At 62.8% G+C, this 21,489-nt stretch carries 21 protein-coding genes; 5 read left to right on the forward strand and 16 right to left on the reverse strand.

Annotation, left to right across the window (positions count from 1 at the left end; translation table 11 throughout):
- Positions 1 to 4 precede the first annotated feature (4 nt).
- On the reverse strand, positions 5 to 2,086 hold the full coding sequence (locus ACF8MI_RS10440; RefSeq protein ID WP_200928734.1) for a carboxy terminal-processing peptidase: 2,082 nt from the start codon (positions 2,084 to 2,086) through the stop codon (positions 5 to 7).
- A 139-nt stretch (positions 2,087 to 2,225) separates the two neighbouring features.
- Between ACF8MI_RS10440 and ACF8MI_RS10445 the strand changes: the two genes are divergently transcribed.
- Positions 2,226 to 3,188: an NAD(P)H-quinone oxidoreductase gene (locus ACF8MI_RS10445; protein ID WP_060497586.1), complete on the forward strand. Its 963-nt coding sequence runs from the start codon at positions 2,226 to 2,228 to the stop codon at positions 3,186 to 3,188.
- Between the two features lie 121 nt (positions 3,189 to 3,309).
- On the opposite strand, the gene ACF8MI_RS10450 is transcribed toward ACF8MI_RS10445, so the two are convergent.
- The 6 genes from ACF8MI_RS10450 to ACF8MI_RS10475 all read right to left on the reverse strand — a co-directional run bounded on the left by ACF8MI_RS10450 (position 3,310) and on the right by ACF8MI_RS10475 (position 8,590).
- Entirely contained in the window at positions 3,310 to 3,963 is a 654-nt protein-coding gene (locus ACF8MI_RS10450) for an HAD family phosphatase (protein ID WP_060497585.1), read from the reverse strand.
- Positions 3,964 to 3,977: 14 nt separating this feature from the next.
- On the reverse strand, positions 3,978 to 4,967 hold the full coding sequence (locus ACF8MI_RS10455; RefSeq protein ID WP_060497584.1) for an ABC transporter ATP-binding protein: 990 nt from the start codon (positions 4,965 to 4,967) through the stop codon (positions 3,978 to 3,980).
- 1 nt (position 4,968) lies between these two features.
- A complete protein-coding gene (locus ACF8MI_RS10460) occupies positions 4,969 to 5,763 on the reverse strand; it encodes an ABC transporter permease (protein WP_060497583.1) in 795 nt (264 codons plus the stop codon).
- A complete protein-coding gene (locus tag ACF8MI_RS10465; protein ID WP_060497582.1) occupies positions 5,753 to 6,583 on the reverse strand; it encodes an ABC transporter permease subunit in 831 nt (276 codons plus the stop codon). Before ACF8MI_RS10465 ends, ACF8MI_RS10460 begins: the two co-directional genes overlap by 11 nt.
- A complete protein-coding gene (locus ACF8MI_RS10470; RefSeq protein WP_027609476.1) occupies positions 6,580 to 7,386 on the reverse strand; it encodes an alkaline phosphatase family protein in 807 nt (268 codons plus the stop codon). Before ACF8MI_RS10470 ends, ACF8MI_RS10465 begins: the two co-directional genes overlap by 4 nt.
- A gap of 145 nt (positions 7,387 to 7,531) precedes the next feature.
- Positions 7,532 to 8,590: an ABC transporter substrate-binding protein gene (locus tag ACF8MI_RS10475; RefSeq protein WP_016715521.1), complete on the reverse strand. Its 1,059-nt coding sequence runs from the start codon at positions 8,588 to 8,590 to the stop codon at positions 7,532 to 7,534.
- 328 nt (positions 8,591 to 8,918) lie between these two features.
- Between ACF8MI_RS10475 and ACF8MI_RS10480 the strand changes: the two genes are divergently transcribed.
- Complete coding sequence (locus tag ACF8MI_RS10480; RefSeq protein ID WP_060497581.1) at positions 8,919 to 9,632, forward strand: UTRA domain-containing protein; 714 nt, start codon at positions 8,919 to 8,921, stop codon at positions 9,630 to 9,632.
- A gap of 3 nt (positions 9,633 to 9,635) precedes the next feature.
- Here ACF8MI_RS10480 and ACF8MI_RS10485 read toward each other — a convergent pair whose 3' ends face one another.
- The 7 genes from ACF8MI_RS10485 to minC form a co-directional block, all read right to left on the reverse strand.
- Entirely contained in the window at positions 9,636 to 11,789 is a 2,154-nt protein-coding gene (locus ACF8MI_RS10485) for a mechanosensitive ion channel family protein (protein ID WP_104835419.1), read from the reverse strand.
- A 44-nt stretch (positions 11,790 to 11,833) separates the two neighbouring features.
- A complete protein-coding gene (locus tag ACF8MI_RS10490) occupies positions 11,834 to 12,001 on the reverse strand; it encodes a hypothetical protein (protein WP_016715524.1) in 168 nt (55 codons plus the stop codon).
- Between the two features lie 125 nt (positions 12,002 to 12,126).
- The gene (locus tag ACF8MI_RS10495) at positions 12,127 to 13,416 is read right to left on the reverse strand and encodes a M18 family aminopeptidase (RefSeq protein WP_016715525.1); all 1,290 of its coding nucleotides are present in this window, start codon (positions 13,414 to 13,416) and stop codon (positions 12,127 to 12,129) included.
- 107 nt (positions 13,417 to 13,523) lie between these two features.
- Positions 13,524 to 14,159 (reverse strand): RluA family pseudouridine synthase, encoded by a 636-nt coding sequence (locus ACF8MI_RS10500; RefSeq protein WP_060497580.1) that lies wholly within the window; start codon positions 14,157 to 14,159, stop codon positions 13,524 to 13,526.
- A gap of 154 nt (positions 14,160 to 14,313) precedes the next feature.
- Positions 14,314 to 14,568 (reverse strand): cell division topological specificity factor MinE, encoded by a 255-nt coding sequence (gene minE, locus ACF8MI_RS10505; protein ID WP_003252572.1) that lies wholly within the window; start codon positions 14,566 to 14,568, stop codon positions 14,314 to 14,316.
- Positions 14,569 to 14,571: 3 nt separating this feature from the next.
- Positions 14,572 to 15,384, reverse strand: coding sequence for a septum site-determining protein MinD (gene minD, locus ACF8MI_RS10510; protein WP_016715526.1), 813 nt, complete (start codon positions 15,382 to 15,384; stop codon positions 14,572 to 14,574).
- Positions 15,385 to 15,493: 109 nt separating this feature from the next.
- Positions 15,494 to 16,255: a septum site-determining protein MinC gene (gene minC, locus ACF8MI_RS10515; protein WP_019097103.1), complete on the reverse strand. Its 762-nt coding sequence runs from the start codon at positions 16,253 to 16,255 to the stop codon at positions 15,494 to 15,496.
- Between the two features lie 111 nt (positions 16,256 to 16,366).
- On the opposite strand from minC, the gene ACF8MI_RS10520 reads away from it, so the two are divergent.
- Positions 16,367 to 17,302, forward strand: a complete 936-nt coding sequence (locus ACF8MI_RS10520) for a lipid A biosynthesis lauroyl acyltransferase (protein WP_104834137.1) — start codon at positions 16,367 to 16,369, stop codon at positions 17,300 to 17,302.
- A gap of 25 nt (positions 17,303 to 17,327) precedes the next feature.
- The gene (locus ACF8MI_RS10525) at positions 17,328 to 18,476 is read left to right on the forward strand and encodes a patatin-like phospholipase family protein (RefSeq protein WP_060497578.1); all 1,149 of its coding nucleotides are present in this window, start codon (positions 17,328 to 17,330) and stop codon (positions 18,474 to 18,476) included.
- A gap of 115 nt (positions 18,477 to 18,591) precedes the next feature.
- Here ACF8MI_RS10525 and ACF8MI_RS10530 read toward each other — a convergent pair whose 3' ends face one another.
- Both ACF8MI_RS10530 and ACF8MI_RS10535 read right to left on the reverse strand, forming a co-directional pair.
- Positions 18,592 to 19,416, reverse strand: coding sequence for a VacJ family lipoprotein (locus ACF8MI_RS10530; RefSeq protein ID WP_082426333.1), 825 nt, complete (start codon positions 19,414 to 19,416; stop codon positions 18,592 to 18,594).
- A complete protein-coding gene (locus ACF8MI_RS10535) occupies positions 19,409 to 20,707 on the reverse strand; it encodes a serine/threonine protein kinase (RefSeq protein WP_060497577.1) in 1,299 nt (432 codons plus the stop codon). The genes ACF8MI_RS10530 and ACF8MI_RS10535 overlap by 8 nt, the downstream gene beginning before the upstream one ends.
- Positions 20,708 to 20,897: 190 nt before the next feature.
- On the opposite strand from ACF8MI_RS10535, the gene ACF8MI_RS10540 reads away from it, so the two are divergent.
- The gene (locus ACF8MI_RS10540; protein WP_060497576.1) at positions 20,898 to 21,251 is read left to right on the forward strand and encodes a hypothetical protein; all 354 of its coding nucleotides are present in this window, start codon (positions 20,898 to 20,900) and stop codon (positions 21,249 to 21,251) included.
- Positions 21,252 to 21,489: the final 238 nt, after the last annotated feature.

The following is a 21,489-nucleotide window of genomic DNA, read 5'->3' on the forward strand; positions in this document are numbered from 1 at the left end:
CGCCTTACTTCTTGGCCACCTTGGTGCTGGCACTGAGGTAGTCGATCAGGATGCGACCGGTTTCCGACAGGTAGGCGTCGTCTTCCGGCTTGGTGTTTTCATCCTCGGTCGGCAGCGCGTCCTCGTCTTCTTTCTTCAGCTCTTTCAGCGGCTCTTCACCCTTGGCCTTGCGGCGGATGTTTTCCAGTGCCAGCTGCTTGGCCTCGATGTCATCGTGGCGCGCACGGCGCTCCTGCTCGTTGAGGCTGACGGTTTTCTCGTTCATGAGCTTCTGGGTCAGGGCCAGGCGGGCGCGGATGTAGGTGAACTCGGCATCCTTGTCGCTGCGCGCTTCATGCTGCGCCTTGAGCTGGGCCAGGAACGGCTTGAACGGGTCGGCCGCAGGCTTGACCACCGGGCGGATGGTGTCCCATGGCATGGCCTCTGGCAGGGCGCTCTCGCCGATTTCCTTGGTGTCGATGATCGACGGGTAGTCGATGTCCGGCAGCACGCCCTGATGCTGGGTGCTCTGCCCGGAAACCCGGTAGAACTTGGCCAGGGTCAGCTTCAGCTCGCCATGGTTGAGCGGCTGGATGGTTTGCACGGTGCCTTTGCCGAAGGTCTGGCCGCCGATGATCAGCGCGCGGTGGTAGTCCTGCATGGCACCGGCGAAAATCTCCGAAGCCGAGGCCGACAGGCGGTTCACCAGCAACGCCAGCGGGCCTTTGTAGAAGGCGCCCGGGTTTTCATCTTCCAGCACGTCGACGCGGCCGTCGCTGTTGCGCACCAGCACGGTCGGGCCTTTTTCGATGAACAGGCTGGTCAGCTCGGTGGCTTCCTGCAGCGAGCCGCCACCGTTGTTGCGCAGGTCGATGACCACGCCGTCGACTTTCTCTTTCTGCAGTTCGGTGAGCAGCTTCTTCACGTCACGCGTGGTGCTCTTGTACTCAGGGTCACCGGCGCGGTAGGCCTTGAAGTCCAGGTAGAAGGCCGGGATCTCGATGATGCCCAGCTTGTAGTCTCGCCCGTCCTGCTTCAGCTTGAGCACCGACTTCTTGGCCGCCTGCTCTTCAAGCTTCACGGCTTCGCGGGTAATCGACACGATCTTGCTGGTCTGGTCGCTAGGTGCATTGCTGGCCGGGATGATCTCCAGGCGCACCACCGAGCCTTTCGGGCCACGGATCAGCTTGACCACTTCGTCCAGGCGCCAGCCGACCACGTCGACCATTTCCTTGTTGCCCTGGGCCACGCCAATGATCTTGTCGGCCGGGGCCACCTGCTTGGTCTTGGCTGCCGGGCCTGCCGGTACCAGGCGCACGATCTTGACCTGGTCGTTGTCGCTTTGCAGCACCGCACCGATGCCTTCGAGCGACAGGCTCATGTTGATGTCGAAGTTTTCGGCGTTGTCCGGCGACAGGTAGTTGGTGTGCGGGTCGTAGGACTGGGCGAAGGTGTTGATGTAGGCCTGGAAGATATCCTCGGCACGGGTCTGGTCCAGGCGCGCCAGCTGGTTCTTGTAGCGTTTGGTCAGGGTTTCCTGGATCTGCTTGGGTTCCTTGCCGGCGATCTTCTGGCGCAGCACCTCATCCTTGACGCGTTTGCGCCACAGGTCGTCGAGCTCGGCCTGGTCTTTCATCCACGGTGCGTCCTTGCGGTCGATCAGCAAGGTTTCCTTGGTGGTGAAGTCGATCTTGTCCACGCCCTTGTTCAACTCGGCCAGGGCGAAGTCCAGACGTTGCTTGACGCGGTCGAGGTAGCGTTTGTAGATGGTGAAGCCCGGGTCCAGGTTACCGCTTTTGAGGAAATCGTCGAATTGCGTTTTCCACTTGTCGAACTCGGCAATGTCGGCAGCGGTAAAGTAGCTGCGTGCCGGGTCCAGCAGCTTGATGTAGCTGTCATAGATGATGACCGAACGGGCATCGTCCAGCGGCGGCTTGCTGTAGTGGTGGCGCTTGAGCAATTCCACCACGTTGAGGCTGGCGACGATCTCGTCGCGGTCTGGCTGCAGGCTGTCCCATTTGTTGGCGGCCGTCGCATTGCCGCCGAGCGTGAGGCTGCCAAGGCCGATCATGACGGCGAGGGCGGTGCTTGGGAGGAAATGCTTCATGCTGATTCGACGTGGAGGCAATTGATCACGCATAGTAGGCCGTCTTTTCCGTTGCCGGTTCCATGGAGCCGGGCAAATACTGCAAAAAGCCTGAGGTAAGCAACCCCAGGCCCAGTCATGATTCAACTATGGAGGCACTGTGAAGGCATTGCAAGGCGTTGACGGACATGTGGAGTGGGTCGAGGCCGAACGCCCGGCCTGTGACGCGGGCCAAGTGCGCATTCGCGTGGCTGCTGCGGGCCTGAACCGCGCCGATCTGCTGCAGATGAAAGGTTTGTACCCGCCACCGCCGGGCGCCAGCCCGTACATGGGCCTGGAGTGTGCCGGGGTGGTTGAGGAAGTGGGCGCCGGTGCCGACTGGCGCGTGGGCGACCGTGTGTGCGCGCTGTTGGCCAGTGGCGCCATGGCCGAGGAAGTGGTGGTCGATGCGCGTCACGTGCTGCCTGTGCCCGAGGGCCTGAGCCTGCATGAAGCCGCGGCGTTGCCGGAGGTGTATGCCACTGCCTGGTTGAACATCTTCCAGCTCGGTGCTGTGAAGGCTGGCGAGAAAGTGCTGGTGCATGCTGGCGCCAGTGGCGTGGGCTCGGCCGCTATCCAGTTGTGCAAGGCGTTTGGCAGCCCGGTGTGGGTCAGTGTCGGTTCGCAGGACCGCCTGGCTTATTGCGAAGCGCTGGGCGCGACAGGGGGCGTGGTACGTAACGAAAACCTGGACGCGCTGGAAGGCTTTGGCCCGTTCGACGTGATTCTCGACCCGGTGGGTGCCAGCTACGGTGAGCTAAACCTCAAGCTGCTGGCCCGCGACGGGCGCTGGGTGATCATCGGCTTGATGGGTGGGCGCAAGTTCGAGCTGGACCTGGCGCAGGTGCTGGGCAAGCGCCTGGAGATTACCGGCTCCACGCTGCGCAACCGCGATGACGGCTTCAAGGCGGAGCTGCTGCGTGAGTTGCAACAGCAGGTGTGGCCGCTGTTTGCCGAAGGGCGGTTGTCGCCGCAGCTGGTTGACACCTACCCGGTGGAGTTTGCCCAGGCGGCGTATGCCGAGCTTGAGACTAATCAGGTCTCTGGCAAGCTGGTGATGGTGATTGACCCTAGCCTGGTGTAAGCAGGCCTGGCCCTTTCGCGGGTAAACCCGCTCCTACAGGATCACCGCAGATTCGAAATTTGTGCGATCCCTGTGGGAGCGGTTTACCCGCGAATAGGCCGGTTCAGGCAATAAATTACTCTCAGGTCCAGCTCAAAATCGGCCAGCGATTGATCTGGGCATGCTCCCGCAATACCGCATCCGGGTTCACCACATGCGGATGGTCCACTTTCAACAACAACGGCAAATCATTCCGTGAGTCGGAATAGAAACTCGCCCCCTCCAGATTTTCTTGTTCCTGATCCAGCCACTCCAGCAGCCGCGTAATCTTGCCTTCACGATACGTCAGCACCCCGTGGGTCTTGCCGGTATACACTCCGTTCACCGCCTCCAGTTCGATCGCCAGGTATTCGTCCACCCCCAGGCGAGCCGCAATCGGCCCAACCAGGTGCGTACCCGAAGCGGAAATGATCAGGATGCGGTCCCCGCGCTTGCGGTGTTCGGCAATGCAGCGGCAGGCGTCGCCGTAGATGATCGGCTCGATCACCTCTTCAACCCACGGCTCAACCAGGTGCTCGACTTCTTCCAGGGTTCGCCCGGCCATCGGCTCCAGACTGAAGGCCATGTAGTCCTCCATCTGCAGGTGGCCCTTGCCGTAGGCCTCCATCAGCTCATGGTCGCGGCGCAGAAATTCCTTGCCGTCGACCCAGCCCAGCCGGGCCATCTGTTCGCTCCACAGCGAAGCGCAGTCGCCGTGGATCAAGGTTTCGTCCAGATCGAAAATTGCCAGTGCCATTGTGCTGAATCTCCTTAGGCCACTTCCCGCAGCGCCGTGGGGTCGATCGACAAGCTTACCCGTTTTCCGTCCGCGTGCAGGTCGGCCGGCGAGCGGTTGAGCACGTCGACCACCAGCTCCACGTCGCGCACTTGCACGCGGTAGCGGATCACGTTGCCCAGCAAGCTGTGGCTGCTTACCTGGGCGTCCAGTTCGCCGTGTATGCCCAGTGTGATCGACTCCGGGCGGATCGCCAGGCGGCTGGCCACTGGGCGTTGCAGCAGGCGGCTGGCGCTGTCGGCATCGAGCAGGTTGTAGTTGCCGATGAAGCCGGCGGCAAACAGGTCCACCGGTGCGGTATAGAGGGTTTCGGCATCGCCGCTCTGGACGATGCGCCCCTGGTTCATCAGGAAGATGCGGTCGGACATCGTCAGCGCTTCTTCCTGATCGTGGGTGACGAAAATGGTGGTCAGCCCTAGCTCACGCTGGATGGCCCGGATCTGCTCACGCAGGTGCTTGCGAATACGTGCATCCAGTGCCGACAGCGGCTCGTCGAGCAGCAGCAGGCGAGGGCGGGTGACCAGCGAACGGGCCAGGGCCACGCGCTGGCACTGGCCGCCAGACAACTGGTGCGGGTAACGCCCGGCAAAGCTGCCCAGCTCCACCAGGTCCAGCGCCTCGCGCACCCGTACCTGGCTTTCGTCGGCCTTCACCTTCTGCATGCGCAGGCCAAAGGCCACGTTCTGCTCCACGGTCATGTTGGGGAACAGCGCATAGCTCTGGAACACCATGCCGATGCCGCGCTTTTGCGGGCTCACGGGCACGATGTCGTGGCCGTCCAGCAGGATCTGCCCGCTGTCCACCGGGGTCAGCCCGGCGATGCAGCGTAGCAGGGTGGACTTGCCGCAACCGGACGGGCCCAGCAGGGTAACGAACTCGCCGCGTTCGATGTGGCAGTCGATGTTCTCGAACACCGGGCTGCCGGCGTAGCTTTTTTGCAGTTTCTGTACGCTGACGAAGCTCATGTCAGGTCTTGTCCTTGTTCAGGCGGTTGGCGATCCAGGTCAGTACCAGCACGAAGGCGAAGTAGGAGATCACCAGCGCACTGTTGAAGTGGCCGCTGCTGTTACGCATGTTGTTCAGGTACACCTGCAGGGTTTCGTAACGGGTGCCGACCAGCAGGTTGGCGAACACAAACTCGCCAAACAGGAACGAAAACGACAGCAGCAACGCCACCATCAGGCCCTTGCGCAGGTTCGGCAGCACCACCAGCAGCGCGGCCTGCCAGGTGCTGGCGCCCAGCAATTGGGCAGCGTCCATCAGGTCGCGCAGGTTGATGGCTTGCAGGTTGTTGGTGATGGCCCGGTACATGAACGGCAGGGCGATGGTGAAGTAGCAGCCGATCAGGATCCACGGCGTGCCGACCATGGCCATCGGCCCGCTGCCGTACAGCTGCAACAGCCCCACCGACGACACCACTGGCGGCACCGCGAAGGGCAGCAGGATGAGAATGTTCATCAGCGCGTCCAGCCTGGGGAAGTGGTAGTGCACCACGAACAGCAGCGGCAGAATCAGCACTATCGACAGCAGCAGTGCGCCCACGCACACCAGCAACGACTGGCCGAAAGCGGCCAGGAAGCGTGGCTCGCTCCACAGCGCCGCATACCATTTCAGGGTCAGGCCGCTGGGCAGCAGGCTGGCCGACCAGCTGGTGGCCAGCGAGTAGAGCAGGGTGCCGGCCAGTGGCAGCAGCAGAATCAGGAACAGCAGGTAGACCACGGCGCGGTGGTACCAGCCGCTGGAACGGGCGTCAGCGCGCATGGTAGCTCCTCTTCAACAGCCATTGGTGCACCACCGTGACCAGCGTCATCAGCCCCACCAGCACCATCGCAAGGGCGCTGGCCAGGTTCGGGTCGAGGCTGATGTCGCCAGCCACCAGGCCGGCGATGCGGATCGGCAGTACGTTGAAATTGCCGGTGGTCAGCGCGTACACGGTGGCATAGGCACCGAGCGCGTTGGCCAGCAAGATGACGAAGGTGCCCAGCAGTGCCGGAGTGAGTACGGGTAGACCAATGTGCCGCCAGAACTGCCAGTGGCTGGCGCCCAGCAGCGCGGCCGACTCGCGCCAGTCTTCACGCAGGGCGTCGAAGGCGGGGTACAGCAGCAACACACCCAGCGGGATCTGGAAGTAGGTGTACACCAGGATCAGCCCGCTTTTGGAGTAGATACTGAAGTCTTCCAGCAGGCCGATCTGCTTCAGCAGCAGGGTCAGCGCGCCGTTGAAACCGAGCAGGATGATGAAGGCGAACGCCAGCGGCACCCCGGCAAAGTTACTGGTCATGTTGGCGAAGGCGCTGACGAAATCGCGCAGTTTCGAGTCCACCTGGCGCAGCGAGTAGGCGCCGAGGGTGGCGATGACGATGCCGAACAGGCTCGACCAGAAGCTGATTTCCAGGCTGCGTTGCAGCGCTTGCAGGTAGAACTTCGAGCTGAAGACCTTGCTGAAGTTTTCGACGCCCCAGCCGGCTTCCGATTGCAGGCTGTTGATCGCCACCCAGGCCAGCGGGGCGACCTGGAAGATGACGAAGAACACGGCGAACGGCAGCAGGCAGAGCAGGGCCAGATAGCGGCCACGGTTCACTTGAGCAACTCCCGGCACACCGTCTTGTCGTGCGCGGCACCCAGCAGTTCACAGATGGTCCCGCACAGCTCGGTCTGCAGCGGCTTGGCCGCCGGGTCCAGGCTGAAGGCGTCGCCGAAGACGAACAGCGGCACTTCGCGCTCCTCGGTCAGCAGCCCGTTGTGCGAGCGGTCGTTGTTCATACCGTGATCGGCGGTGACCAGCACCTGGTAACCCTCTTCCAGCCAGCCTGGCAGGTAGTCGGCCAGCAGGATGTCGGCGCTGCGTGCGGCGTTGCGGTACTGGCTGCTGTCCAGGCCGTGGCGGTGGCCGACGTCGTCGATGCTCATCGGGTGCACCAACAGGAAGTTGGGTGCGTGGCGGCGGCGCAGGTACTCACCGTCGGCCAGCAGGTGCGAATCGGGGTAGCGGTCGTCCCAGTAGAACAACCCATGCTGGATCGGCAGCTTCGGCGCGTGGGTGTGGCGGTCGCGCTGCGGGTCGAAGGGTGAGCGGTTATACAGCTCGCTCATCCAGTGATAGGCCGCTGCTGCGGTGCCCAGGTTGGCCTCGCGGGCGTAGTGGAACACACTGCGCTGGTTGGACAGGCGGTTGACGTTGTTGTGCACGATGCCGCTGTCGATGGGGGGCACGCCGGTGAGGATGCACTCGTACAGCGGCCGCGACAGCGACGGCAGCTCGCATTCCACGCGGTACAGCGCGGCGCGGTCGGCCTCGACGTAGGCGTGCAGGTGGCCCATGGCGTGGTGGGCGACCTGGTAGTTGAGACCGTCCAGCAGGACCAGGATGACGTTGTGTTGCATGATTGCTCCAGTCGTAAACCGCGTTGGCTTCTTCGCGGGTAAACCCGCTCCCACAAGTACTGCACTAGGCTCAGGACCTGTGCTGTACCTGTGGGAGCGGGCATGCCCGCGAAAGGGCCGGATCAGACACTACAGAAATGAGCCCTCACTCCATCTCGATGATCACTTGCTCTTGCCACATCTGCGGCAGTTTCTTCGAGGTGGCTTCCCAGGCTTCGGCATTCTTGATCGGTTGCGCGGCCTTGTACTGCTCGTTTGGCAGCAACTTGGCCTGCACATCCGCCGGCAGCGTCAGGTGCTCGGCACGGATCGGCCGGGCATGCCCCTTGGCCAGGTTTATCTGCCCGGCATCGCTGAAGATGTATTCACGCGTCAGCTTGGCCGCATTGGGGTGCTTGGCGTATTTGTTGATGATGGTGGTATAGCCGGAGATCACCGTGCCGTCCGACGGGATCAGCACTTCGAAACGCTTGGGGTCGATCTGCTCGCGGTAGCTCAGGCCGTTGAAGTCCCACACCACGCCGACCTCGACCTCGCCTTTCTCGATGGTCTGGATGGTCGGGTTGGCCAGCGACAGGCGCTTCTGCTGGGCCAGTTTGGTGAACAGCTGCAGGCCCGGCGCCACGTTGGTTTCGTCGCCCTTGTAGGCAATGGCCGCCGCCAGTACACCGTTGGCGGCTTGTGCGGCGGTGCCGACGTCACCGATGGCGACCTTGTACTTGCCTTTTTCCAGGTCATGCCAGGAGGTCGGGCGTTCGCCTTCCTTCACCAGGTCCTTGTTGATGATGAACGCAATGGTGCCGGTATAGGCCAGCGCCCAGTGCCCGTCCTTGTCCTTGGCCCACTCCGGTACCTGGTCCCAGGTGCTGGGCTTGTACGGCTGGCTGACGCCCTTGGTCACGGCGATGGGGCCGAAGGCGGCGCCCACGTCGCCGATGTCGGCGCTGGCGTTGTCCTTCTCGGCTTCGAACTTGGCGATTTCCTGCGCCGAGCTCATGTCGGTGTCACTGTGCTTGAGGCCGTACTTGCTGGCCAGGTCTTCCCAGGTGCCTTTCCAGTTGGCCCAGGCATCGGGCATGCCCACGCTGTTGACGGTGCCTTCCTTGCGGGCGGCGTCTTCCAGGGCCTTTAGGTCTGCGGCCATGGCCGAGGTGCAGAACGCGATGGCCGAACCGAGCAGTGACGCCATGAACAACTTTTTCATCCGTAGCTCCTTGGGTGGGTGCCTTTTTACGATCGTTGTTATGAGTGAAGCCGTTGCCTGGAACCTTTGGTCTAGGTCAGCAAACCTTGAGCCAAGGTAGGCCGCTTGCGTGACAGTTTGATGTAGGGGAGGGCCTGTACAGGTAGCGTCGAGCCCTTGGCAGTACAGCGTAGACCATGCCACAGCCCCGGTTTTTCTGGGCTGGCCCGATTCTGGCAACAGTATGGTTGCAGCGTTGTCACGGGATGTTCATCAGCCCTGCCTAGGCTTGCACTATTCTCCAAGTGCCCTGTTCTGGGGCTGGACTAGTCCAAATAGGTAACCTTTGATGCAGTCGATGCCACCGCGTGCGGTAACAGCCATCTGCCATGCCCTGCAGGAGCAGATCGAGCACGGCCTGCTGGCCCCGGGGGGCAAGCTGCCGGCCGAGCGCAAACTCAGTGAGGTGTTCGACACGACGCGCATCACCCTGCGTGAGGCGCTGGCGCAGCTGGAGGCCCAAGGCCTGATCTACCGTGAAGAACGCCGCGGCTGGTTCGTTGCACCCGAGCGGCTGACCTACGACCTGATCGAGCGCAGTCACTTCCATGCCATGGTGCGCGACCAAGGGCGGGTGGCCAGTACCGAGCTGCTGTCGGCGCGCTTGCAGCCAGCCTCGGCGGCCATCTGCGCACGCTTGCAGCTGCCGGCCTTGTCCAGTGTGGTGCGTATCTGCCGGTTACGGCGGATTGATGGGCGGGCGGTGCTGTATGCCGAGCATTACCTGAACCCCCGGTACTTTCCGGGGATTCTCGAACAGGAGCTGGCGCAATCGCTTACCGAGATATATGGGCGGGTGTATGGCATCCGGTACGGGCAGGTGTGCTTCGAGATCCTGCCGACGGCGTTGCCGGTAGAGGCGGCGGGGGCGCTGAAGGTGTCGACGGGCAGCCCGGGGCTGCACATCACGCGGGTCAACAGTGATCAGCATGGGCACCTGATCGACTGTGACCTGGAGTATTGGCGGCATGATGCCATTCGTATTCGTGCCGTGGCGGGTTAGGGCCTAGCTGGAGGCGCCGGATTGCGCCATTCCACCACCACCCGCAGTCACCACCTGCACCGACAACCGTGGTGTCGCCAAGTCCAGCCCTGCCTCATCCAGCTGCCGCTTCAGCGCCAGGTTGAAGGCCCGCGACACTTCCCACTGCTTGATCGGCGCCGTCTTGAACCGCGCCCGCAAAATTGCCGACCCCGACTCGAAACTCTCCACCCCTTGCAGTTCCAGTGGCGACCAGATGTTGCGGCGCATCAGCGGGTCATTGCGCAGCTTTTGCCCCACTTCGCGAATCAGCGTGATCGCCTGGTCGATGTTCATGTTGTGCGGAATCGCCACGCGGAAAATCGCATAGCCAAACTCCCGCGAGTAGTTCTTGATGCTCTTGATCTCGCTGAAGGGGATGGTATGCACGATGCCGTCTATGTCCCGCAGGCGCACGGTACGAATGGTCAGCCCCTCCACCGTGCCCAGGTGGCCGCCCACGTCCACGTAGTCGTCGATGGCCAGCGAGTCCTCGATGATGATGAACAGCCCGGTGATCAGGTCCGCCACCAGTGACTGTGCGCCAAAGCCGATGGCCAGGCCGATCACACCGGCACCGGCCAGCAGCGGGGTGACGTTCATGCCCATGTTGGCCAGGGCAACGATCACCGCGATGATGAAGATGACCACGAACATCACGTTGCGGATCAACGGCATCATGGTTTGCGCACGGGCGTTGGCCAGGCCCCGACGCGAGCGCACCAAGGCATGGTGCACGGCGGTGTCGGCAAGGATCCACACCAGCCAGGCGACGATCAGTGTGCCGGCAAGGCCCAGCAGGCGCAGGCTGATGTCGTGGCCGTCGCCCTCTGCGAAGCTGATCATCGACAGGCCCCACACACGCAGGCCCAGCTCGATGAATACCAGCCAGATGAACAGGTGCACCAGCAGGTAGCCAAAGTTGCGCAGGCGCTCGGCATACACGGCCTGGCGCTTGTTGGCGCGTTTGGGGTTGGCCGCATGGCGGCGTACCAGGCCGTTCAGCACCATGCACACCACCACCAGCACCGTGCACATCAGTGACTGGCGCAGGGCGGTGCTGGTGTCGCCCGCCGAGATGAAGGTGGCGAACAGCGAAATGGCCACCAGAATCAGTGCCGGAATGAACCAGAAGCTGCCGAGAATCTCGATGGTGTCGCTCAGGGTGCGCCGGGTCAGGCGCCGCGACAGCGGCTGGTTGCGGATCAGGTGGGCGATGGGGCGGCGAAAGCGCAGGATGAACAGCCCGGTGCACAGTGCGGCGATGACGTTGGCCAGGGTGGCCAGGGCATGGGCCAGGTGGGTACCCAGTGCAACCAGCATGCGCGGGTCGCTCATGGCCTCGCCAAACGCAGCGAAGCTGCCGATCAGCCACAACGGGCGGAACGCCTGGCGCCGCAGGATGTGCAGGGCGCGGTGGCGGTGCGGGCCGTCCAGCAGCGAGAAGGCGATGACGCAGATGGCCGAGAAGCAAGTGCCCACGACCAGCGCGTAGGCCAGCACCATGGCCAGCGATTTGCCCAGCGACGGCGGCAGCACGAAACTCAGGTAAACGGTGAATACCAGCGCCACCAGCCATGGGCCGAGCTTGCGCAAGGCAAAGCGCACCAGGTCCCAGGTGCGCGGGTGTTGCGGTAGTTCTTCGCTCAGGCCAAAGCGCAGGCGTATCCGGTGCCCAACCCAGTTGAAGGCGTAGGCCAGCACACTCCACACGGCAATGACAGCGGCAAAGCCGAACAGGATGGCTGGCCACTGGTGCACCGGCACCATCAGTTCGGTCAGTTCCGCCTGGGCCTGTTCGATTTCCGCCGCCCAGCGATGGAACGGGCTGGCGTCGCCGCTGAACTGTTTTTCGAAGTCATGCAGGGCACCGCCGATCAGCCCGAGCACGCCCTGTTCGACGCTGGGTTGCGACTGCTTGGTCGCGTCGCGCAGCTTTTTCAGGTCGGCCAGCAGCTTGGCCCGCTGTTGGTCGTTTTCGAGGTTCTTGATCACCTCGTCCAGCGACTTGCCCAGCGGCTCGGTGGCCTCCGGTTGCGCAGGCGCACTGCCACCCAGCAGGCCAGGCAGGCCCGCCGCCTTTACCGGGGTGATGAACAGCAACAGCAGCAGGAACAGGTAACGCAGGAGGGCAAGCACTGGCAAATCTACCTCAGGTCAAACGATTGACCGAGTGTAGAGGTTTATGACGGCAGTTTCTCAAGGATCTTCCAGCAGGTGAGGCCGAAGATACCCAAGGTGCCGATCCACATCATCAGTACCCCGATATTGCGTTCGCGCATGCTGAAGCCGATGGTCAGCAGCATCAGGAACAGGAACACCGGCACGAACAGGGACAGGAACGGGGACATGGACAGCAATCCTTTTGCAGTGGGGCCATGTATCAAGCATAGCGGGTGGCAAGCGAGGCGGGATTGACCTTGAGCAGGTCCGGCCCTTTGCGGATAAAACCGCGATAGGGCCGGACCTGCCTACATCAAGGCAACTCGCGGCTACGGTAGAAGGCGGTCAACACCTTCACCAGGTGCGCCAGGTCATGGCTGCCGCACAGTTCACGAATCGAATGCATGGCAAAGGTCGGCAGCCCGATGTCCACCGTGCGCACCCCCAGGTGGCTGGCGGTAATTGGCCCGATGGTCGAACCACAGCCCATGTCGCTGCGCACCACAAAGCTCTGCACCGGCACTTCTTCGGCCATGCACAGGTGGCGGAAGAACCCGGCGGTTTCGCTGTTGGTGGCGTAGCGCTGGTTGTTGTTCACCTTGATCACCGGCCCGGCGTTCAGCTTGGGCCCGTGGTTGCCGTCGTGCTTGTCGGCGTAGTTGGGGTGCACGCCGTGGGCGTTGTCCGCCGACACCATCAGCGAGCGCTGAATGGTGCGCACGTAGGCGTCGCCATCCGGCAGCAGGCGCTGCAGGGTCTGCTCCAGCATCGGGCCATCGGCGCCGCAGGCTGAGCAGCTGCCGACTTCTTCGTGGTCGTTGCACACCAGCACGCAGGTTTCATCACTGTCGGCGGCCAGTAAGGCTTGCAGGCCGGCGTAGCACGACAGCAGGTTGTCCAGGCGGGCGCCGGCGATGAAGTCGCCGTTCAGGCCGACCAGTGCGGCATCCTGGGTGTCGTAGAAGCTCAGCTCGTAATCCAGCACCACGTCGGCGATCAGCTCGTGCTCGCGGGCCAGTTGCTCGGTGAGCAGGGCGCGGAAGTCGATGCGCTCGTCTCCGGCCACCTGGGCGAGGATGGGCGGTAGCTCGTTCTGCGGGTTGATCGCCCAGCCTTCATTGGCGGTGCGGTTCAGGTGAATGGCCAGGTTGGGGATGATCGCGATCGGCAGCTTGAAGTCGATCAGCTGGCTTTCAACCTTGCCGTCACGGCGGTAGGTAACGCGCCCGGCCAGCGACAGGTCGCGGTCGAACCACGGCGCCAGCAGGGCACCGCCATACACCTCGACACCCAGTTGCAGAAAGCCCTGGCGCTGCAGCTCGGGCTGCGGTTTCACCCGCAGGCACGGGCTGTCGGTGTGGGCGCCGACCATGCGGATGCCGTTCAGCAGGGGGGCTTGCTTGCCCAGCTTGATGGCGATGATTGAGGAGTCGTTACGGGTGACGTAATAGCGGCCGCCGGGCACGGTGGCCCAGCTGTCGCGCTCGTCCAGGCGCTGGTAGCCGGCCGCTTCCAGGCGCTGGGCCAGGCTGGCGGTGGCGTGGAAGGGCGTGGGGGAGGCCTTGAGGAAGTCGATAAGGCCAGAATTCAGTGCGTCGCGCATAGCTCACTCCAGACAGCAGTGGCGCGAGTTTAGCGTATTAAGTCGACAAATTGTGTCTGCCTCTTCGCGGCTAAAGCCGCGAAGAGGCCTGTAAAGGCAGTACACATTCAGAAGGGCGCTGGGCACTCGAACTTCAACCGCTCCCCCGACACCGGGTGGGTAAAGCTCAGCATGGATGCATGCAGGCACAGCCGCTCATGCGCAGCCAGCGCCTCAGGGTTGGCATACAGCCGGTCACCCAGCAGCGGATGCCCGATCGACAGCATGTGCACACGCAACTGGTGAGAACGCCCGGTAATCGGCGTCAGTTCCACCCGGCAGTAATCGCCACAGCGCTCGACGATGCGCCAGAAGGTCAGTGCGTGCTTGCCCTGTTCGTGGTCCACCACATGCCGTGGCTTGGTTGGCGGGTCGTAGCGCAGTGGCAGGTCGATGCTGCCACTGTCCAGCGCCGGTTGGCCCCAGCACAACGCGGTGTAGGCCTTTTCGGTTTCGCGGTCGTGAAACTGGCGAGACAGCTCGCGGTGGCTGTCGGCATCGCGGGCCAGCAGGATGATGCCGGAGGTTTCCCAGTCCAGGCGGTGCACGATCAGCGCATCAGGGTAGCCGTTTTGCTGCAGGCGGGTGATCAGGCAGTCCTTGTTGTCTTCGGCGCGGCCGGGCACCGACAGCAGCAGGGTCGGCTTGTTGATCACGAGGATGGCGGCGTCTTCGTGCAGGATCTGGATGTTCGACAGCGGCATTGCGTGGTCTCTGTTAAATCGGGGAAAGCTATTGGGGCCGCTTTGCGTCCCATCGCGACACAAGGCCGCTACTACAGGGGAGTGCATTCCCTTGTAGGAGCGGCCTTGTGTCGCGATGGGCTGCACAGCAGCCCCAAATTCCCGGTAGCGCGGATCAGCGATCCGGCAGGGTAATGTTCAGCTCCAGAATGGAGCAGCTGCCCTGGTTTTCCAGCTCGATATGCACATCATCGTTGCCGATGTTCACATACTTGCGGATGACTTCCAGCAGTTCTTTCTGCAGCGCCGGCAGGTAGTCCGGTTCGCTGCGTTGGCCGCGCTCGTGCGCCACGATGATCTGTAGACGCTCTTTCGCTACCGACGCGCTGGTCTGTTTCTGTCTGCCACGAAAGAAGTCAAAAAGGTTCATGGTTTACTTGCCTCCAAACAGGCGCGCGAAGAATCCTTGCTTCGGCACTTCGATGAACCGCAGGGGCTTCTCTTTGCCCAGCAGACGGTCGACGGTGTCGCTGTAGGCCTGGCCGGCATCGCTCTGGTCGTCGAGGATGACCGGGATACCCTGGTTGGAAGCCTTCAGCACGGCCTGGGACTCGGGAATCACGCCCTTGAGCTTGATCGCCAGGATTTCTTCGACGTCGGCGATGCTCAGCATTTCGCCCTTTTCCACGCGCTCGGGGTGGTAGCGGGTGATCAGCAGGTGTTCCTTGATTGGCTCTTCGCCGTTTTCGGAGCGGCGCGACTTGCTCGACAGGATGCCCAGCATGCGGTCGGAGTCACGTACCGAGGACACTTCCGGGTTGGTGACCACGATGGCTTCGTCGGCGAAGTACATGGCCAGGTGCGCGCCTTTCTCGATACCGGCTGGCGAGTCGCAGATGACGAAGTCGAAGTCTTTCTTCAGCTCCATCAGCACCTTTTCAACGCCTTCCTGGGTCAGCGCGTCCTTGTCACGGGTCTGGCTGGCGGCCAGCACGTACAGGTTCTCGAGGCGCTTGTCCTTGATCAGGGCCTGTTGCAGGTTGGCTTCGCCGTTGACCACGTTGACGAAGTCGTACACCACGCGGCGTTCGCAGCCCATGATCAGGTCGAGGTTACGCAGGCCCACGTCGAAGTCGACGATGACGGTCTTGTGGCCACGCAGTGCGAGGCCGGTACCAATGGCGGCGCTGGTGGTGGTCTTGCCCACACCCCCCTTGCCGGAAGTAACCACGAGAATCTTGGCCAAGGTGTTTCACCCCTAAAATAGTCGGGACACGGGTCCCTGCAAATAACTGAAATAGCTTAAATAACGGCAACGGTAAAAAAGTTGCTCTAAAAATGCTGGCAAGTATCCGTTAAAGACGAGTGATGTTCAACACGTCACCAGACAGGCTGACTTGCACGCCGGTGCCCCACAGCGGGTCGCGGCGCAGGTCTTCGCAGACCTTGTACTGGCCGGCGATCGAGACCATTTCGGCGGTCATCTGCTGGCAGAAGATACGCGCCTTGGTGTTACCTTTGATGCCGGCCAAGGCGCGGCCGCGCATGGCGCCGTACACATGGATGTTGCCATCGGCCAGAAGTTCCGCACCCGGGCTGACCGAAGCGGTAACGATCAGGTCGCCACCTTGGGCGTAGATCTGCTGGCCGCCGCGTACCGGCGAGGTGATGATGCGGGTCGGGCGCACTTCGGGTTCCGGTGCCGGTGGTGGGGCCGGGGCCGGCTCGGGCTTTCTGACCACCTCGGGCTCGGGCTCCAGTGGCCGCTCGCGGGCGCCGGAAGGCGGCAGTACCGGCAGGTCGATGGCGATGGCGGCAGCGATGTCCTCGATGCGGTTGGCGCGAATGGCCAGGGTACGCAGGCCGTGGTGGCGGCAGATCCGCATCAAGCCGGGCAGGTCGATTGCCCCTTCGTCGGCTGGCAGTTTGTCCAGCGCCAGCACCAGCGGCGTGTTGCTGAAGAAGTTCGGTGCCTGGGCGACTTTGGCCGCCAGCTGGCGGTCGAGGGCTTCAAGGTCATTGCGCGCCAGTTCCAGTACGGTAATGGCGAGCATGCTGCCCTTGAGCTGGAACACGGAGGCGGTGTCGGGTGTGTGGTTTGGGCTCATGGTCTGCATAGACGGCTTGTTGCGAAAAAAGTGCCCTGACTTATAACGAGAACACCGGTTGCCCGCAACATGCACTGATCCGTTGTAGAATGCGCGGCCTTTGTCTTTCCGGATGCTTCAATGGAACGCCCGCGTTTTCGTCCCTATTACCTTCATCCCAAGTTCTGGGGCCTGTGGTTGGGCCTGGGCCTGCTGTGGCTGGTGGTCCAGTTGCCGTACCGGGTGCTGTTGAAAATCGGTGCCGGGTTGGGTGCCGTGATGTATCACTTTGCCGGTGAGCGTCGGCGCATTGCCGCACGCAACCTGGAGCTGTGTTTCCCGGAGCTGTCGGTCGACGAACGGCAGCGTTTGCTCAAGGCCAATTTTGCGTCCACCGGTATCGCCTTCTTCGAAATGGCCATGAGCTGGTGGTGGCCCAAGGCCAGGCTGGCGCGCCTGGCCCATGTCGAAGGGCTGGAGCATCTGCAGGCCGCCCAGCAGGCGGGGCAGGGCGCCATCCTGATGGCGGTGCATTTCACCACGCTGGAAATCGGCGCGGCGCTGCTGGGCCAGCAGCACACCATCGACGGTATGTACCGCGAGCATGGCAATGCGTTGTTCGACTTCATCCAGCGCAGTGGGCGTGAGCGGCATAACCTCGACTCGCTGGCGGTGGAGCGTGAGGACGTGCGCGGCATGCTCAAGCTGCTGCGTTCGGGTCGTGCGATCTGGTACGCACCGGACCAGGACTACGGCGCCAAGCAGAGCATTTTCGTGCCGCTGTTCGGTATCCCGGCTGCGACGGTAACTGCCACAACCAAGTTTGCCCGGCTGGGCAAGGCGCAGGTGATTCCGTTCACCCAGAAGCGCCTGGAGGATGGCAGCGGCTATCGTCTGGTGATCCACCCGCCGCTGCAAGACTTCCCGGGGGAGAGTGAAGAGGCTGATTGCCTGCGCATCAACCAGTGGGTTGAAAGTGTGCTGCGCGAGTGCCCTGAGCAATACTTGTGGGCGCACCGCCGGTTCAAGTCGCGGCCTGAGGGTGCGCCGCGGCTCTATGACAAGAAAAAGCGCTGAAAGCAGCTGAACCAGGAAGGATGCCATGGCCCCACCTCCGGTAACCGGTCTTATCCTTTCTGGCGGCGGCGCCCGCGCGGCCTATCAGGTCGGCGTACTGGCCGGCATCGCCGAGCTGCTGCCGGCCGGCGCGCACAACCCCTTTCCGGTCATCGTCGGCACCTCTGCCGGTGCCATCAATGCCGTGACCCTGGCCAGCGGTGCCACTCATTTCAACGACGCCGTGCAACGGCTTACCACCTTCTGGCAGAACTTTCGCAGCCACCTGGTCATCCGCAGCGACTGGCCCGGGGTGGTGCGCCAGGCCAGTCGCTTCGTTGGCCACAACCTGTTAGGCATTGGTGGCCCGGCACCCGTGGCGCTGCTGGACAGCAGTCCCTTGCGAGGCTTGCTGGAGGCACACCTGAACCTGGACGGCATCGGCCATTCCCTGGCCGCCGAGCAGTTGCGCGCCGTGGCAATCACGGCCTTTGGCTACGAGTCTGGTCAGGCGGTCACCTTCTACCAGGGCCGTGGCAGCATCGAGGCCTGGCTGCGTCACCGCCGCATTGGCGTACCCACGCCGCTGACCATCGACCACCTGCTGGCCAGTGCGGCCATTCCGCTGCTGTTTGCCCCGGTGCAACTGGGCGACGAGTATTACGGCGACGGTGCAGTCCGCCAGTCGGCGCCCATCAGCCCGGCCTTGCACCTGGGCGCCAGCCGGGTGCTGGTGGTCGGGGTCAGTGGCAACCCGCAGCGGCCAGCGCCGCCGTTGCCGACCCAGCGGGTGTTCAGCGGGCAGCAGCCGAGCCTGGCACAGATTGGTGGGCACATGCTCAACAGCACGTTCATTGACAGCCTGGAAGACGATATCGAATTGCTGCAGCGGCTCAATCATTTGAGCCGGTTGCTACCGGCACATCTGGATGCCCGTCGCCTGGGGCTGGCGCCGATCGACGTACTGGTGGTGGCGCCCAGCCAGCCGCTGGACGAGATTGCCGCACGGCACCGGCGTGAGCTGCCGGCGGCGTTGCGCTTGTTCCTGCGTGGGCCGGGGGCGACGCGGACCAGCGGGGCCGGGGTGTTGAGCTATTTGCTGTTCGAGGCGAGCTATTGCAGTGAGCTGATCGAGCTGGGGCGGCGGGATGCTTTGGCGAAGAAGCGGGAGTTGTGTCAGTTCCTGGGGATTTGATGTTGCCTGTTCTGGCCCTTTCGCGGGCAAGCCCGCTCCCACAGGAACCGCACAACCTTCAGGCATTGTGCAGTCCCTGTGGGAGCGGGCTTGCCCGCGAACAGGCCGGGCCTGCTTACTCGGCTATCTGCAACTTGCGCGCTTGGGTATACACGTACCGCACCTTCTCGTACTCGAACGGCGAGTTCAGCTGCCCATAGCGGAATTTGGTGGTGTAGCGCTTGTCCACCACCTGCAAGGCAAAGATTTCCGGATGGTCGGTGCTGGCTTCGGCCACATTTAGGTAGTTGATGGCCTGCTCGCCCGCATAGTCCACCACCACCCCTGTGGTATCGCGCAGGTTCGATGGCCCCAGCACCGGCAGCATCAGGTACGGCCCGTCCGGCACGCCGTAGAAGCCCAGGGTCTGGCCAAAGTCTTCGCTCTGACGCGGCAGGCCCATGCTGGTGGCCGGGTCCCATAGCCCACCCACACCAATGATGGTGTTGAACATCAGCCGCGCCGTGATCTCCGCCGAGCGCTTGGCTTTCAGCTGCAGCACGCTGTTGAACAGGTTCGGCACATCGCCGATGTTGTTGAAGAAATTGCTTACCCCGGTACGCACGAAGCGCGGGGTGACGTACTGGTAGCCACTCACCAGCGGCAGCAGCACCCATTGGTCCAGCCGGTAGTTAAAGTGGTAGATGCGCCGGTTGATCGACTCCAGCGGGTCGTACACGTTCAGCGCCTCCAGGGTAGAGCGCTCGAACTCGCGCTGGTCCAGCCCGGGGTTGAATTTCAACTCGCGCAGCGGGTCGAGAAAGCCGTCTGCTTCGGGCGCCAGTGGTGCGGCAGTCACCTGAGGGTCGGCTTCGACCACGCTGGCCCGTGGGGCGGTTTCGGCGGCCAGCGCGTGGCCGGCAGCCAGCAGGGCAGTGGCAAAGAGGAGTTTGTTAACCACGGAAGAACTCCAGCATGGCGTCACTGTTGACGCGGTAGTTGAGGTTGCCGCAATGGCCGCCATGGGGGTAAAGGGTCAGCCGGTCACCAAATACCTTGCGCAGGAAGCCGATATCGCCGGGGCCAAGGATGACGTCGTCAGCGTTGTGCATCACGGCAATCTTGTCGCTGCTGCGCAGGTAGTCTTCCAGGGCATACAGGCTTACCTGGTTGACCAGTTGCAGGATGCTGTTGCCGTCGGTGCGGGCGCGCCACATGGGGATCACCTGCTCGGTCATGTAGCAGTCGAAGTCGCACTGCAGGGCACGTTTGAAGAACGGCGTGAGGCTACTGCCCTCGGTGATCGGAAACTTCGGCGGAATGATCAGGCCACGGCGGTTGATCAGGTCGGAGGTAAAGGCAATGTCGGCCGCCGAGAAGCGGAACGAGGTGCCGATCAGCATGGCCATCTGTTCGTTGGACAAGTGCTGGCGCGACTGCTGGAAGTCGTACAGCAGGGCGTCATTGAGGTCGATGTAGCCCTTGTCCTGGAAGTAGCGCGTGAGCTTTTGCAACATCAGCTCGTAGAAGGTGGTGCTGCGGTCGATGCCCTTGACCTGGGTTTGCACCAGCTTGTCCAGGTTGTTGATCGAGGTGTACAGGTTGACTGGCGGGTTCAGCAGCAGCACGCGCTTGAAGTTGAAGCTGCGGCGGGTTTCGTCCAGGTGGCTGACGAAGGCCGCATCCAGCGCACCCAGGCTGTAGCCGGTGAGGTAGAAGTCACTGACTGGCAGGCGCGGGTGCTGGGCGCGCACGGCCTGCATCACCCGGTACATGTCTTCGGCGTCATCCTTGCTGACACCGGGGGTGGCAAAGCGCGAAGCGGCGCTCATGAAGTCGTAGCTGGTGGGCGACGACAATTGCACTACGTGGAAACCGGCCTGATAGAACAGCTTTTTCAGGTATTCGTTGATGCTGCTGGAGTACGGTGCGCCGGTACCCGCAATGATGAAGATCAGCGGCGCCTCGCGGTCCTGGCGGGCCAGGCGGTACTTGAGTTTTTTCACTGCCCAGAAGTTGTCGGGCAGGGTGAACTCACGCTCCGGGCGCAGGTTGAGGCTGTAGTCGGACTGTGTGATTTCGTCGTCGCTGGGCAGGGTCGGGCGCTGGTCCGGCGGCGTGGTGGCGATGGTGGCCTCGAACGGGTTGGTCAAGGGGTAGCCATAACTCGCGGCGTCGATGTCCCGCGCCGAAGCGGCCACAGCCATGAGCAGGCTGCCGAGCAGGGCAGCGAGGCGCAAAGATCGAAGCATGTAGTCCCCCAAAAGAACGCAAGGTCGAGCGGTGTGCAGGCTAGGACCACATCAACGCAGGCAAAGTTGCCTGGCGCGGTGGCCTTTGGTGTGCCGGTTATCTGCAACATAGCTGCAGGGTTGTGATTTTGCCTTACATCGGGGCATAAGCGATCATGGATGCTTTCGATTACCGCTATTGGAGAACGGGATGTCTCGTACGCTGCCGGCTGCGCTGCTTGTGCTGTTTCTTGGGTTGTGGCTTGCGGCCAGTTATGGCGTGCGTTACGGCTTGATGGAGGACGGGCAGTGGGTGGGGTTGTGTACGACACCTGCGGCGTACTGGCAGTGTGAGGTGCGGTCGTTGCTGGGATTGGGCATTCACCATCAGGTGATGGCCTGGTCCGGGCTGGGCCTTGCGTTGTTGGCGCAGGTGGTGACCCGCCGCACCGGCTGGTGGCTGGCGGTGTTGGCCCTGCTCTTCGCGGTACCAGCGCTTGTGCTGTATACCGCCAGCATTGCGGTGTTTGCGCTGGTGCTGGCGGGGTTGCGGTTGGTTCGGTAATTGCTGTGGGGCTCAAAGGTGCATGCCTTGGGTACTGCGGTGGGGCGGAAATCGAGCGCCGCCCACGCGGCGCATCGCGAGCTGCGCTCGCTCCTACGTTTATTTCGGGCCAGTGATGCCTGTGACAGGCGCGCGCGACTGCCTGGTTTGTACGACGCGATATTGCGCCTTGCGCCAAGGCGTACGCGCTCAAATCCCACAGGAATAATTGGCCCGAAATAAACGTAGGAGCGAGCGC

Origin of the sequence: Pseudomonas sp. yb_9, assembly GCF_043103635.1 — a bacterium.
Taxonomy (GTDB): domain Bacteria; phylum Pseudomonadota; class Gammaproteobacteria; order Pseudomonadales; family Pseudomonadaceae; genus Aquipseudomonas; species Aquipseudomonas monteilii.